Annotated in this window: 9 protein-coding genes; 7 read left to right on the forward strand and 2 right to left on the reverse strand. The window is 49.4% G+C overall.

The window, feature by feature from the left end:
• The 7 genes from ABD07_RS01195 to ABD07_RS01225 form a co-directional block, all read left to right on the forward strand.
• The coding region (locus tag ABD07_RS01195; protein ID WP_160816765.1) for an Ig-like domain-containing domain at positions 1 to 2,962 on the forward strand (2,962 nt) is incomplete at its 5' end.
• Between the two features lie 120 nt (positions 2,963 to 3,082).
• Positions 3,083 to 4,354, forward strand: a complete 1,272-nt coding sequence (locus ABD07_RS01200; RefSeq protein WP_160816766.1) for a GNAT family N-acetyltransferase — start codon at positions 3,083 to 3,085, stop codon at positions 4,352 to 4,354.
• A gap of 190 nt (positions 4,355 to 4,544) precedes the next feature.
• Positions 4,545 to 5,588, forward strand: a complete 1,044-nt coding sequence (locus ABD07_RS01205; protein ID WP_160816767.1) for an MJ1255/VC2487 family glycosyltransferase — start codon at positions 4,545 to 4,547, stop codon at positions 5,586 to 5,588.
• A 41-nt stretch (positions 5,589 to 5,629) separates the two neighbouring features.
• Positions 5,630 to 6,631, forward strand: coding sequence for a diacylglycerol/lipid kinase family protein (locus tag ABD07_RS01210; RefSeq protein ID WP_160816768.1), 1,002 nt, complete (start codon positions 5,630 to 5,632; stop codon positions 6,629 to 6,631).
• A gap of 339 nt (positions 6,632 to 6,970) precedes the next feature.
• Complete coding sequence (locus ABD07_RS01215) at positions 6,971 to 8,119, forward strand: ABC transporter substrate-binding protein (protein WP_160816769.1); 1,149 nt, start codon at positions 6,971 to 6,973, stop codon at positions 8,117 to 8,119.
• A complete protein-coding gene (locus ABD07_RS01220) occupies positions 8,116 to 10,302 on the forward strand; it encodes a cache domain-containing protein (RefSeq protein ID WP_160816770.1) in 2,187 nt (728 codons plus the stop codon). Before ABD07_RS01215 ends, ABD07_RS01220 begins: the two co-directional genes overlap by 4 nt.
• Positions 10,303 to 10,338: 36 nt before the next feature.
• Complete coding sequence (locus tag ABD07_RS01225; protein WP_160816771.1) at positions 10,339 to 11,352, forward strand: hypothetical protein; 1,014 nt, start codon at positions 10,339 to 10,341, stop codon at positions 11,350 to 11,352.
• A 26-nt stretch (positions 11,353 to 11,378) separates the two neighbouring features.
• Here the strand turns inward: ABD07_RS01225 and ftsH are convergent, their stop codons facing one another.
• The gene (ftsH, locus tag ABD07_RS01230) at positions 11,379 to 13,211 is read right to left on the reverse strand and encodes an ATP-dependent zinc metalloprotease FtsH (RefSeq protein ID WP_160816772.1); all 1,833 of its coding nucleotides are present in this window, start codon (positions 13,209 to 13,211) and stop codon (positions 11,379 to 11,381) included.
• Between the two features lie 115 nt (positions 13,212 to 13,326).
• Positions 13,327 to 14,664 carry an OmpP1/FadL family transporter gene (locus tag ABD07_RS01235; RefSeq protein ID WP_164502716.1) on the reverse strand — a complete coding sequence of 446 codons (1,338 nt, stop codon included), beginning with the start codon at positions 14,662 to 14,664 and terminating at the stop codon, positions 13,327 to 13,329.
• Positions 14,665 to 15,026: the final 362 nt, after the last annotated feature.

Here is a 15,026-nt window from a genome sequence, read left to right on the forward strand (position 1 = left end):
TACCCGTACCATCGCGATTAACGACGCCAGTCAGGTCACTTTTGACGGTTTCAACGGTATCAGCATCAACCCGGCCGCCGATTTGGTACCCGGCACTAACTACAGCATCCGGATCGACAGCGGTGCTGTCACCGATGTGAATGGCCATGCCTATGCTGGCATTAGCGATGACACTACGCTGAATTTTTCCACCATTGCAACCGAACCGCAGCTAACCGGAAGCTTTCCTGGGGATGATTTCACCGAGTTCCAAGTGGATCAGAATATCGAACTCTATTTTAATGAGCAGGTTAAGCCCGGCAGTAGCGGTAATATTGTCATCAGCAACGGCTCCGATACCCGTACCATCGCCATTAATGATGCCAGTCAAGTCAACTTCGATTCCTATCGGGTCGTCATTAATCCGGTCGCCAACTTGCTTCCCAATAGCCACTACAGCATCAAGATCGATAGTGGAGCCATCACCGATTTGAACGGTCATGCATACGCCGGTATCGGCGATGACACCGCATTGGATTTCTCCACCATTACGGGCGAACCTCGTCTCAACGGTAGCGATCCCAGTGACGATTCCGCCGGTTTCCAAGTCGATCAAAATATCAGACTCTATTTTAATGAGCAGGTTAAGCCGGGCGATAGCGGCAATATCATCATCAGCAATGGTTCCGATACCCGCACCATCGCCATCAACGACGACAGCCAAGTCACTTTCAATGGTAGTAAGATAACTGTTAATCCAACAGACGATCTGGTTCCCAGCACGAATTACAGCATCAAAATCGATAGCACGGCCATTACCGATCTGGATGGTAATCCGTACACCGGCATCAACGACGATACCACGCTGAATTTCTCCACGATCACCAGCGAGCCGCTCTTGTTCTCGAGTACTCCGTGGGATGGTTCCACTGACTTTTCGGCTGACAACAACATTACGCTAGCCTTCAATGAAGAGGTTCAAGCGGGCAGCAGCGGTAATATTGTCATCAGCAATGGCTCCGATACCCGCACCATCGCCATTAACGATGCCAGTCAGGTCACTTTCAACGGCAGTAAGATAACCGTGAATCCAACAGCCGATCTGGTTCCCAATACGAACTACAGTATCCGGATCGATAACGGTGCTATTACCGATTTGAGCGGTCATGCCTATGCGGGTATTAACGACGATACCACGCTTAACTTTTCTACGATCAGCGCTGAACCGCGGCTATACGGGAGCAATCCTTGGGATGGATTCACGGATTTTCAAATTGATCAGGATATCGCTTTAACTTTTAATCAATCGGTTAAACAAGGCGCTAACGGCAATATCATTATCAGCAATGGCTCCGATACACGTACTATCGCAATCAATGACAGCAGCCAAGTTACATTTGATGGATACACTGGCGTAATTATCAATCCAACAGCCGATCTGGTTCCCAATACCCATTACAACATCAAAATCGATAGTGGCGCTATCACCGATCTGGAGGGTAATTCTTTCGCCGGAATCAGCGATGATACGACGCTTGATTTCTCCACCATCTCGAGCGACCCTCAGCTATTTGGCAGTTATCCTCAGGATGACTTCGCCGGATTCCAAATGGATCGAGATATCGAACTCTATTTTAATGAGCAGGTTAAACCCGGCGGTAGCGGAAATATCGTCATCAGCAATGGCTCCGATACGCGCACCATCGCCATTAACGATGCCAGTCAAGTCAGCTTTGATAATCCCTATAAAATCGTCATTAATCCGCTAGCCGATTTGATTCCCGACTCTCATTACAATATCAAGATCGATAACGGTGCGATCACCGATTTGAACGGTCATGCATATGCCGGTATCAGCGATGACACCGCGCTTGATTTCTCCACCATCACGGGCGACCCTCAGCTATTTGGTAGTTATCCTTGGGATGATTACCCCGGATTCCAAATCGATCGGAATATCGAACTCTATTTCAATGAACCGGTTAAGTCTGGCGGCAGCGGCAATATCATCATCAGTAACGGTTCCGACACACGCACCATTTCGATCAATGACAGCAGCCAAGTCACATTTGATGGTTACACGGGTGTAATCATCAATCCAACAGACGATCTGGTCCTCAACACTAACTACAGCATTAGAATCGATAGTGGCGCCATTACCGACTTAGCCGGTAATCCTTACGTTGGTATCCATGACGATACGTCGCTCAACTTTCCGACGGTACCAAGCAATCCTCTGTTGATTGACAGTTCGCCGGTGGATAATGCCAGCGATGTTGCAGTGGGTGACAACATTGCTCTCTACTTCAATGAAGAGATAAAACCAGCGAGCGGTAACATTGTGATCAGCAATGGCACGGATATACGGACTATTTCGATCAACGATTCCAGTCAAGTCTCATTCAGTGACAGTAAGTTTGGCGGCAATCAAATCCTCATCAATCCAACAACCGATCTGGTCCCCAACACTGACTACAGCATTAGAATCGACAACGGCGCTATTACCGATTTAACCGGCAATTCGTACGCCGGCATCAATGACGATACGACGCTCAACTTTACGACATTATCAAGTGACCCGCTATTGTTCGGCAGTTCGCCGATGGATGATGCCGTCGATGTTGCAGTGGGTGATAACATTGCTCTCTACTTCAATGAAGAGATAAAACCGGCAAACGGTAACATTGTGATCAGCAATGGCACGGATATACGGACGATTTCGATCAACGATTCCAGTCAAGTCACGTTCAGTGACAGCAAGTTTGGCGGCAATCAAATCTTCATCGATCCGGCAGCCGATCTGATCCCCAATACGACTTACCATATTGAAATCGATGCAAGTGCCATCACCGATACCGCTGGAAATTATTACGCCGGAATCAACGATGACACCACCCTCAATTTCACCACGACCGACACTTTTGTTACACCGCCAATTGTGGGTGTGGCAGGTATTGGCGATCCGGCTTTTCCAGTTCTATAACACGTAAGTTGCACTCTGTCAGCAGCGTCATCGCGGTTGGATGGCGCTGCTGATACAGTACATGGCAAAGGCAATCGCCTGCAATTTTGCACACATGCCCGATTGACTCCGAATCCACACATGCGACAAATTTCCGAAGCTCTGCAACGTGCTGTCCGCCATCAGCAATCCGGGCAACTTTCCGAAGCGGAAGCGGTTTGCCGCCAAATTCTTGCCGCGCTGCCGGATCAACCCGACACGCTGCATCTGCTCGCGATTATTTATGCCCAGACCAAGCGTTATTCGCTAGCGAACGATAATTTCCGCAAAGCAATCGCCCTAGCGCCCGCGCGCGCCGATTTTGCTGGTAATTATGCCAATGCATTATGGGAGCAAGGTTCGATTGAGGAAGCGATCAGTTATTGCGAACGCTCCCTCGCCATCAATGCCAATCAAGCCGAAGTGCTCAATGTATTAGGCAATGCGCTGATGGCGCAAAACCGCCATGAGAAAGCGGCGGAGTGTTTCCGCCGGGCACTCCAATTGCGTCCGCGGTATCCGCATGCACTCAACAACCTCGGCAATGCGCTGCAGAAAATGAACCAAGCCGCCGAAGCGATTCCCTGTTATCAGCAAGCAATCGAATTACAGGGCGATTATTCGGAAGCCTGCAATAATCTGGGGCAAGCGTTAAAGAATCTGGGCAGAATCGATGAAGCCAGAGCTCAGTTTCATAAAGCATTACAGCTCGCCCCCAGCTTCAATCAGGCGCGCAATAATCTTGCCGAAGTCGATTCCTGCTGGCTGGAACCGCTAGAGGGAAAAAAATTATTCCTGCGCCGCTACGAAGCGCAAGACGCCGCTTATTTGCGATACTGCCACCAAAATAATGATTTCATGACGCTGTACAACCAATATATTCCGCGCCATCAGCCGCTCGACGAATTGGCGGCAAAATTGCATCAGACGCACGCATTGCATCCGTGCCAGACAAAATCCGTCGACTGGGTCATATTGCGTAAGAATACCGGCCAACCGGCCGGTATCGCCAATCTCGTCGACCTCAATTTATCGCACCGCCGGGCGGAATTTCTGATCGGATTACCGGATTCTGAAGATCGCACCCGCGGCATCGCACTCGAAGCGACTTTATTGGTTCTGGACTATGTATTCAACCGGATCAAATTAAATAAACTGGTCGCTCATGTTTACGCGCACAATGCCTTTTCCCAGAAAAACGTTTTAGCACTCGGATTTACGCAAGAAAGTTATTTGCGCGAGCATCTGGTGGATCCGCATGGCAATCTTCTGGATGTGTACGGCAACGGCATGACCATGCGCGATTTCCATTTCAATCCAAAAATTTCCAGACTCTCTCAACGCATACTCGGTCGCGATATTACCGTGGCCTAAGTGGTGGTCGTCCGCAATTTCCGGGTGTTTTTTCTAAGCTTCTTCTTCCTTTCAGTGCATCCGATGTAATCCACAGAACTGTCATTTTTCTGTCATGACAGCTTGCTACACTCTGCCCGATTTAATCACACCCTAACACATTCGGATTTCAAATCACTATCGCAGATATCCATTGAGGAACTGGAGCACCATGAAAATTTTTTACGGCATCCAAGGAACAGGCAATGGCCATATCACGCGTGGCCGCATCATGGCGCGTGAGTTGCAAGCAGCGGATCTCGAAGTCACATATTTATTCACTGGCAGGCCGCAAGATAAGTTTTTCGCTATGGAAGTTTTTAACGGTCATCAGTGGCGCGAAGGACTGACATTCGCGACTAATAAAGGCAAAATCAATCACCTGAAAACCGTGTTGCAATCCAAACCGCTCAATTTTCTCAAGGATATCCGGCAGCTGGATTTAAGCGCTTACGATCTGGTCATTTGCGATTTTGAACCGGTCACCGCTTGGGCAGCACGCCGGCAAAACAAAAAAACCGTCGGCATCTGTCATCAATACGCGTTCCAGCATGACATACCGCGCGCAGGTCATGATCCGGTTTCCGAAGCCGTATTGAAAAACTTCGCGCCGGTTGATGTAAGCATCGGCTTGCATTGGCACCATTTCGATCAGCCCATTTTACCGCCGGTGATTGAAACGCCTTTTATTCCCGGGCGGATTCAAAAAAACAAAATTGTCGTTTATCTACCGTTTGAAGATCAACAGCACATCATCAAACTGTTCGCATCCTTCAAAAATTTCGAGTTCTTCATCTATTCCCCGGAAGCCTCGCCTTCTCAGCATGCGCATATCCATTGCAAACCCTTATCGTTGACCGGATTTCAGCAGGATTTGTCGGATTGCGCGGGCATCATCTGCAATGCCGGTTTTGAGCTGGCCAGCGAAGCATTGCAACTAGGTAAAAAAATCCTGGTAAAACCGGTGCATGCGCAAATGGAACAAGCTTCCAATGCAGCAGCGCTCAGCCTGCTGGGCTATGGCCAGATGATGCAAACCGTCGATGCCAAACGTATTGAACAATGGCTCTACGAAACTAAAGCAATTCGTGTCACCTACCCGAACACTGCCAAACATCTGGTGCAGTGGATCAAGGACGGCATGCCGCCGGTCGATCGGTCATGGTGCGATCGAGTCTGGTCGGAGGTCAATATCATTCCGGTTGAATTATCGTGAATTTGAACAAACACGCTGGAATTAACCCGCACATTTCATCCATGAACGACAATCACTTGTTTCAACCCAATCCGCTATTGCTCAAAATACCCGCACCGGAAAAAATCCTGATCATTTTTAATCCGATATCCAGCGCGGGCAATACCGAAGCGCTCGCGCATCAACTAGCAGCGGCGCTGTCCCGGCAAGGCAAGCATACGGAAATCTGTCCCTCCGAGAAAAAAATGAAGGGCTATACTCGCATTGTGGATAACATTTCGTCCAGTGAGTTGGTCGTTGTGGTGGGCGGTGACGGCACTATCCGGAAGTTATTGGATCTGCTCAACAAAACAACCACGCCGGTGTATGCCATACCGGGTGGAAACGAATCGCTGTTTGCACGTTCCTACGCCATGAGCACCGAGGCGGATGATTTGCTCCAGGCTATCGCTTCCGGGGTTTGCTTGCAGCAGTTTTACGGTTTGATCACCGGCAAGGGCATACGCGGCGAGAAACCCTTTTTTCATATGGCTTCGATGGGACTGGATTCTTTAACGGTTAAGAACATCGGTAAGCGCAAAGGCCCACTCAACGATTCGATCTATCTTTGGCATGGACTGAAAGCGCTGTGTTCACTGCATCACCCTACCATCTCGGTGAATGTCGATGGCGAACAAGTCATCGACCGTGGCTCCGGCTATGTGATCGTGGCCAACAACTCAGCATATGCGAAAAACCTGCAACTCGTACCGAGCGCCGATCCGTCCAAAAACGAATTGGTTGTCGGCTTTCTGTCAGGAGCCCGGCCGCAGCATGAATTGGTCAAAGCCATGCGCATTCTGCAACAAAAACCCGCAAACCTCCCCATGCAGTATTTCAGTGGTAAGCAAATCGCTTGCACGTTGCACGACAAAGCCTATCCACTCCAAGTCGATGGTGATTATTTCCGCAATCGCGATATCGAAGCCGAAAGCACTGTTGTATTCAGTGTCAGTCAACGGCCCATCCGGGTATTAATTCCTCCGGCGCTGAATACAACCGCATTGCACATCAGTAACAGCTGATTGAATTGTTCTCCAAGGAGAATCTCAGATTTTTGGGATTTTCCGCATGCAGTGCAAAGCGATACAAACAACACCGCAACCGGATTCAATAACTCCACTCCGCGCTAAAACCTTTGGCATTGCTTGCACGGCTTTGGATGCACGCTAGCGATAAAACAGCTGGAATGGTTTCTATGTCGCGACAGATATGATATGGTACCGCATTTAAGTATGAAACAATCTAAGATACATAATGTTAGTTGATAGAGTTAATCATACACTCGAAATTAAATTCAGCCAAACCATTGATCAAGCCAAAACGACACCGGCAACGCAATCCTTCCCATCTGAATGATCAGCATGCTTAAATCCATCCCGATAAAGAAATTAAGCCTTTTCTATACACAGTGTTGCGCTTATATCGTTGTTCTCTGCTGTTGCAGTTTTGTGCATGCCGAACCCATCGCGCTCGGCATGAGCACCTCGCTCAGCGGCCCCAATCAGTTATTGGGGCGCGCCATGTACCTGGGTATGAATGCTTTGTTCGAGGAAATCAATCAGCAAGGCGGTATTCGCGGCCGCATGATCAATCTGACCGTACTTGATGACGGGTATGAGCCGGATAGTGTCAAAGTGAACACGATACAGTTGATTGATCAGCATAAAGTCATCGCCATTGTCGGTAACGCCGGCACGCCGACAGCCGCGATTGCCGCACCCCTTGCCAATGCACGCGGCGTGGTATTTTATGGCGCTTTCACCGGGGCCGATTTATTGCGCAAGACCCCGCCCGATCCTTATATATTCAATTTCCGCGCCAGCTACCGGCAGGAAATGGAGTTGATCGTACAAGATATTCTGGATCGCGGCATTTCTCCGTACCGCATTGCCCTCTTTTTGCAGGATGACACGCTGGGACAAACCGGTTTCGACATCACCAAGGCGGTTTTGGAAAAATCGGGGTTTAAGCATACCGATCGGCTGCTGGTCACGCGTTACCCGCGCAATTCTTTAGCGATACAAAGCGCGATCAAAGCGATGATTCAGGCGACACCCAAGCCTGAGGCGATCATCATTGTGGGCGCATATCAACCCGCCGCTCAGTTTATCCGTTTTTCTCACCGCATTTTCCCCAATGCGCGGTTTTATAATTTATCTTTTTCCGCCGCTTCGCTACTGGCCGATGCGCTACCCGGCATCCATGGACGAATCTATATGACCCAAGTGGTGCCGCCCGCAGAAACCGATTCCGAAGAGCAAGACTTCATCTGGCGAGAAGGCTATCTTGCGGCGCAGGTTCTGGTTAAAGCGCTGCAAAGCATCCCCGGACAAATCACCGGCGACAGCCTGAAACAAGCGTTGGAAGCATTAGGATCGGTTAATTTGGAAGGTTTTGGCACAGTCACCTTAAATCCCGGCGATCATCAAGCAAGCGATCATGTCTGGCTGACGCTTTTGGATAAGACCCGTCAATGGAATAGCGTGAAAACTACCGGAGAAGATAATTGAAGGTAACCCCGCAACTGGAATCACCGGAACAAGCGAAGTGGACATTTACTTCCTGGATCAAGGGAATTCTCGGTATTTGCACGGTCATATTCTTGTGCATTTTTATTGCGTCAACCAACGGCATGGTGCAGAAATACCGCACCACCTTGCAGCTATCGCAACAACATGCGGCCGCCACCACGCAAACCATCGCCGATTCGATTAACGATCAATTTACCGCGCTGGCTTCCGCTGCCAATGAGCTTGCGGAAAACTTGCGGAAAATTTCCTGGAGCCAGGAAGCAATCGATACCGCATTGAACGAGGCGGCACTCAATCATTTTGGCTTCAATGCGCTGGGCGTAGCCTTCGATTTATACCAAGCCGACCCGCAGCTGCGTCTGTTTGCGCCGTTTATCCGCCAGCAAGGCACGGCCCATCAAATGGACCGGATCGATCAGTATTACGACTATACCGGTCACGCGGCGTATAGCGCGAAAAACGGTAACAGCAAGAATAGTGACTGGTATCTGCAAGCCACCGGCGGAAGAAGCGGTTGGCTGGCGCCCTACTTTGATATGGCTTATCAACAGCACACGCTGAAGTATGTGCTGCCATTGCAAAAAAACGCGGAAAGCAGCAAAGTGCCTGGCGTAGTGTTTTTGGATATCGACCTGGACTGGGTCAGGCAGCAAGTCGAGAATCACGATGTAGGCGATAACGGTTACGCGATCGTCGTCAATGAATTCGATCAAATTATCTATCACGGACTCAAGGGTTCCAAGAAAATCGTCAGCGACTTGAATCAGGCTATTACACCGACTTACTTTGCTGAATTCACGGCGGGGAAATTAGGGACCAACGAACTCACCGGCCGCTCCGCCTGGTTCAACCGCTACCCCATCGGCGAAACCGGATGGTATGTGTTAACCGTGATGAATGCGGAAATTGGTAAGAAGCACTTATTTGAGAACGACGATGAAGAAGATACCCGGGTAATTCACGAATCCGATTTAATCAGCTGGATCGTCAACGCGGTCGTGCTGTGCCTCCTGATTTATATCTGGATTGCGTTCGTCAAACAGCAGCAATCGGTCGCGCAGTTGCTGCGCCATGCATTTATCTCGTCATTGCTGTTGACCGTGGGCATCGTGTCGATCTGGATCACGGAATATTACACGCCTTCGGTAACTCACAATCAATCGTTGACACTATCGAATCGCGCAATCGTCGAGCAATTTCAGAACGATTATGCCGTCGCTTCATTGCAAGAATCAAAAACACCACCCTTTTTTGTTCCAACCGGTTTGTTCATCCAATCGATTGAATTTCAAAATGCCACCAACGTGGCGATAACTGGTTATGTGTGGCAGCGTTTTCCCAAGCACTTTGAAGAAGAGATCGAACATGGCGTCATTTTCCCCGAAGCTATAGAAACATCTATAGACGAGGCGTATGAGCACGAAGAAAGCGATGAAATCGTCAAAGGCTGGTATTTTGAAGCCACATTACGAGAAACCTTCGATTACAAAATATATCCCTTCGACCGGCAACTTCTGTGGGTGCGTCTCTGGCCTACCAGTTTTTCCAAAAATGTCATTCTCGTGCCGGACTTTAAATCCTTCGATAGTCTGAATCCCAATACGCTACCGGGCGTTGAGCAGGATTTTGTTTTATCCGAATGGAATCCATCGCGAGCTTTTTTCGGGATCAAAGTGAATAAATACAACAGCAATTTCGGCGATCGCCAGTTCACCAGTCACGACAAGATGCCGGAGCTGTATTTCAATCTGGAAATTTCGCGCAACATTGTCAATCCATTCATTGCGCATTTATTTCCTCTGGCTGTCGTGCTACTGATGTTATACGGACTGGTTCTCACCATCTCCAAACAGGAAACGAAACTGACGATCACCGGTTTCAATGTATCGACCATCGTCGCCGCGTGCTCGGCGCTCTTTTTCATCTTATTGATTATGCACGTGCAGCTGAGAGACGAACTGGCGGTAAATACCATTGTATATTTGGAATATTTCTACCTTGTCTCCTACGTCACCATCCTGATGGTAACCGTCAATGCCGTGCTGATTTCATACGATCCACCGCTCGGGATATTGGCATTTAAGGACAATTTCATTCCAAAACTTATTTATTGGCCGGTCTTACTGACTTGGATTTTTATCATTACTGCCATTCTATTTTAACCGCTTGCCTTCAGTGCCACGATACCAGGAGCAATCATGGAAGATAACCAATCGCCCGATCCTTATAAACAAACGAGTCTGAGGTATCAGCTCTACCGGGAAGCGCGGGCCATGGCCGAATACGCGCTTGCCAACGGCAAAACAGTGCCGGATAAAGTGATACGTACCATCGATACATTTACTGTTCAGAGCAATGCCGGTTTGAATGACCGGATTCATGTCCGGGCGGATCTGGATATCGGTGAATTGCTTGCCGCGCACTGCGCATTGGCCAGAATAGTGGAACCCGCCAAGCCGAATACCATTTTGTTGCTGGACATCGAGCAAGGGGTTACCGGATTCATGAAATTTCTCGGTCCGGTTTCATTGATCCGCCAAATGATGATCGCGGCTATCGTGTCGCTGATATTATTCATCGGACTGACTTTGACCGAAGAAGTAAGCAACGACAGCGGCAATATTATGTTGCAGGATGGCTTGGAATTGCTCCTCAATCTGATGTTCTATCTGGCCGCGGCCGGACTGGGCGCTTCGTTTGCCGCACTGTATAAAGCCAATACGTTTATCGCCAACGGTACTTTTGACCCCACGTATCATGCTTCCTACTGGATTCGTTTCTTTCTGGGTTTGATTGCCGGCCTGATTCTCGCCATCATGGTTTCCGAGGATTACTTCAGCAGACACTTGAGTGAAACGCCTTTCCTGGAAAAAGGCATTATCCGGCCGCTACTGGCCATGCTCGGCGGCTTCTCCGCCGATCTCACACACACGGTTTTGAGCCGCTTGGTTGAAACGATCCGGTCGTTGTTCACCGGCAGCCCGAAAGATCAGCTTGCCAACAAGAGGAAAGCCATGCAGGTGGATTTCGCCGCGCAACAGAACCAGCAACACATCAACATGGCTTCCAATCTGATCGATCTTCAGCAGGTGATCAACAGCGGTGCGACACCGGAAGAAATCAATGAGAAAATTGATCGAATATTAAAAGATGCGCTGCCTAATTCGGATATCCGGTTAAAATCCGCGGAAAAACAGGATGATGAAAGTTAAATTCCGCTGTTTTTCCACGCTGGCGCTTATGGCCGCTGGTGCGCATACGCATGAATCGCCTGCTTTAATTGCATGATCTCCGGTTGATTCAAGGTTTCGGTTTTGAGCAGCGCTTCCGCGGTCTGATCCAGTAATGCACGGTTATTCTGCAGGATATTGATGGCGCGTTCCAAAGCCTGATCGACCAGCACGCGCACGGCAATATCGATTTTGTTCGCGGTTTCCTCGCTGTAATTGCGGCTTTGCGGCAATACCATATTGGGTTGTAAGAAAGCGGATTGCTCACGGTCGTACGCCACATTACCCAACGCTTCGCTCATGCCGTAACGCAGCACCATGGCGCGCGCGATATCGGTGGCACGCACCAGATCATCCGCAGCACCCGTGGATACTTCATGAAACACCACCTGCTCGGCCGCTCTACCGCCCAGCAGCACCGCCATTTTGTTCAACAACTCTACTCGTGTCATGAGATAGCGGTCTTCCGTGGGGCGTTGAATGGTATAACCCAAAGCACCGACTCCACGCGGAATAATTGATACCTTATGCACTTCATCGGTACCGGGTAAAGCGAGCGCCACCAAGGTGTGACCGAGTTCATGAAAAGCCACTACACGCCGCTCGTTGGGATTGAGCAAGCGGTTACGTTTTTCCAATCCGGCCACGATACGCTCAATGGCGTTGTTGAAATCGTCCATCGTTACCGATACAGCAGCGCGGCGTGTCGCGAGTAACGTTGCTTCGTTGATCAGGTTCGCCAGATCCGCACCGGTAAATCCGGGCGTTAGCGCAGCGATTTGCTCAATTTTGACATCGGTATTCAGTTTCACTTTTTTCGCATGCACGGCAAGAATCTGTTCGCGTCCGGTTTTATCGGGCCGGTCCACCAGCACTTGGCGGTCAAACCGCCCCGCGCGCAGCAGTGCCGGATCGAGGATCTCCGGCCGGTTGGTTGCGGCCAGCAGCACGATGCCGCTACTGGGGTCAAAACCATCCAATTCCGCCAGGAGTTGATTCAGCGTTTGTTCCTTTTCATCGTGCCCGCCGCCCATACCGCCATAAGCGCCGCGGGCACGTCCTAACGCATCCAATTCATCGATAAAAATGATCGCTGGCGCCATTTGCCGCGCTTGTTCAAATAAATCGCGCACCCGGGCTGCGCCGACACCGACAAACATTTCCACGAACTCCGAACCGGAAATGGAAAAGAACGGCACACCCGCCTCACCGGCCACGGCGCGCGCAAGCAATGTTTTTCCGGTACCCGGCGGTCCCACCAGCAAAATACCTTTCGGTGCGCGCCCGCCCAAACGGCCATAATCCGCCGGATTTTTCAGGAAATTGATAATTTCCACTAACTCTTCTTTGGCTTCATCGACGCCGGCCACATCGTCAAAAGTGACTTTGGTTTCTTTTTCGACAAAAACCTTGGCACGGCTTTTACCGATCGACATCAATCCACTGCCCATGCCGCTACCCATACGGCGAATCACAAACAGCCAGATGCCGACAAAGATCGCCGTTGGCACGATCCACGATAGCAAATCGCGCAGCCAAGTGCTTTGCACCACCCCGGTATACACCACATTGTGTTTATCCAGTATTTCCGCCAATTCCGGCTCCACCCGCGTGGTCACAAAATCTTTCAATCCATCAGCATTTTTTTCTTTCAGTGTGCCAAAAATCTGATTCTGCGTTATCGCAATCTCAGCTACACTGCCCTGTTCGAGCAGACGATGAAATTGGCTATACGGAATGGGTTTTACTTGGGTGTATTGCGAATAGAGATTTTGGATCAGCAGCAAGCTTAACAATGCCACAATGACAAACCAGAAGTTAACATTCGTTTTTTTGTCCATTGTTCAGCCTCGATTTATGAATACGAAGAATGCGTGGTAGCGCCATTACAGATGCCGTCGTAAGATACCTCAAACTGGCATAAGTTTCAGCAAACAACTGGGAATACCGCGCGAATTAGAAACGCCAATCCATTTGAAGGCCACCGATATTGACTTGCTCGGAATATTGTCCGGCGAGAACATCGGCTGTTGCACCGCGATGATTAATACCGGCATCGTTCATGAATAAGTGCGCATATGCCGCGTGAATATTGACATTCTTCATGACGGCATAAGTCAATCCCGCTGTCAGCCAATAGCGGCTTGCATCGGGAATGCGCGGCGAACGGTCCCGGGCATTCGGAACCGGTGTTTGATCGTAGGCGAAGCCCATTCGCACGGTCCATTTATTACTCTCGGAAAAATAATTGACGCCGAAAGCATAGCGCCAGGTATCGTTCCATTTCAGGTTTTGCACATCATCCGCTTGTGCCGATGCAAAATTGGTTCGCAGTTCCCGTATCAAACTCCAGTGCGTCCACAATGCATCCGCGGAAACCGCCCAGCGCGGATTGAAGCGGTGCGAAAAACCGAACAATACCGAATCCGGCAGCGTAACCGGCGTGCTTGTGCTGGAATCGACAAGAATATTGCCTTGCGTCAACGCGATGGCCTTGTCCGGAACGGAAAAATTGGCATGGCCATGAACATCGTGCGAAATTCTGGAGCGGTAACTGACACCCAAGCGCGTATCTTGATTGAGCGCATAAAAAGCGCCGAAGTTATAACCGAATCCGACACTGTCGCCTTTCAATGATACATGGCCATCGGCGGATTGCGGCAAAATGCCTTGACGGGCGCACGGCGTTGGTCCCAATGTCAGGAAACAAGCGGGCCCAAGATCAATGGCGTTGGTCAGCCGGGATTGCAAATACTGCACATTGAAGCCCGCGCCCAGTGAGAATTTTTCGGTGACTTTGAAGGATAGCGATGGATTGAAGTTTAAGGTCAGAATCTCCGAATCGAGCGCTTGATAGCGCCCTTTCCAATCCGGATCATAGCTATTGCGCGTACCAAAAGGGGTATTGAATCCGAAGCCGATGGCCACCCGGTTTGTCAGTTCCTGCACATAATAAACATTCGGTACAAAAGCCAGACTGGGTGAATCGCCGCCATTCCCGCCTTTCAACGGCGCTCCCCCCAAAAAGGGGCTGAGATGGGAAGCGTCATTGTGAAAAACTGCGGAAGGTGCAATGACATATCCCGCTGTCGAAACCAACCGGCCGCGCACCTGACTCATTGCAGCCGGGTTAAAAAACACCATGCTGCCGTCGTCCGTGTTAGTGGGCGCACCGGAAAACGCTTGCCCCAGCTCTTTGACACTTTGTTCCATCACTGCAATACCCGCACCGCGTATTGCAGTAGAGACAACCAACAAACCCAAACCGGCAAACCAGGGAATACTTCGTTCCAAGGAACAATCAGTTATAGATAGCGTTTTAATAGATTAATCTCCATAATTTTCTTGACGATTGAAAATTCACTGTTTTAATCCGGGTGATCCTTACCGCTGTAAAGGTTTTCTTTACTTACATAAAATTCAAAGTATAATTTTCTGATTCTCAATAAGAATATTCTTACGCGTGTAGAAATGAATATTTTTCATTTGCAATTCAGGCAGCAGCATTATGTCATTGAAATAAAATGCTTACAAATCCTCGGCGATCTAGTTGTTTGTTTTAAATTATGGTTATCCCCGCAAATCGCAAATAGTTCTAAACTCTTTGGAAAATCATCCGACAAACTGCGTACAATTTTCATCATTTGTCCGCAATG

Source organism: Nitrosomonas oligotropha, assembly GCF_009833085.1.
Taxonomy (GTDB): Bacteria; Pseudomonadota; Gammaproteobacteria; order Burkholderiales; family Nitrosomonadaceae; genus Nitrosomonas; species Nitrosomonas oligotropha.

Coding starts and splice junctions, on each gene's coding strand:
- ABD07_RS01200 (WP_160816766.1), top strand. CDS start 3,083: ATGCGACAAATTTCCGAAGCTCTGCAACGTGCTGTCCGCCATCAGCAA.
- ABD07_RS01205 (WP_160816767.1), top strand. CDS start 4,545: ATGAAAATTTTTTACGGCATCCAAGGAACAGGCAATGGCCATATCACG.
- ABD07_RS01210 (WP_160816768.1), top strand. CDS start 5,630: ATGAACGACAATCACTTGTTTCAACCCAATCCGCTATTGCTCAAAATA.
- ABD07_RS01215 (WP_160816769.1), top strand. CDS start 6,971: ATGCTTAAATCCATCCCGATAAAGAAATTAAGCCTTTTCTATACACAG.
- ABD07_RS01225 (WP_160816771.1), top strand. CDS start 10,339: ATGGAAGATAACCAATCGCCCGATCCTTATAAACAAACGAGTCTGAGG.
- ftsH (WP_160816772.1), bottom strand. CDS start 13,211: ATGGACAAAAAAACGAATGTTAACTTCTGGTTTGTCATTGTGGCATTG.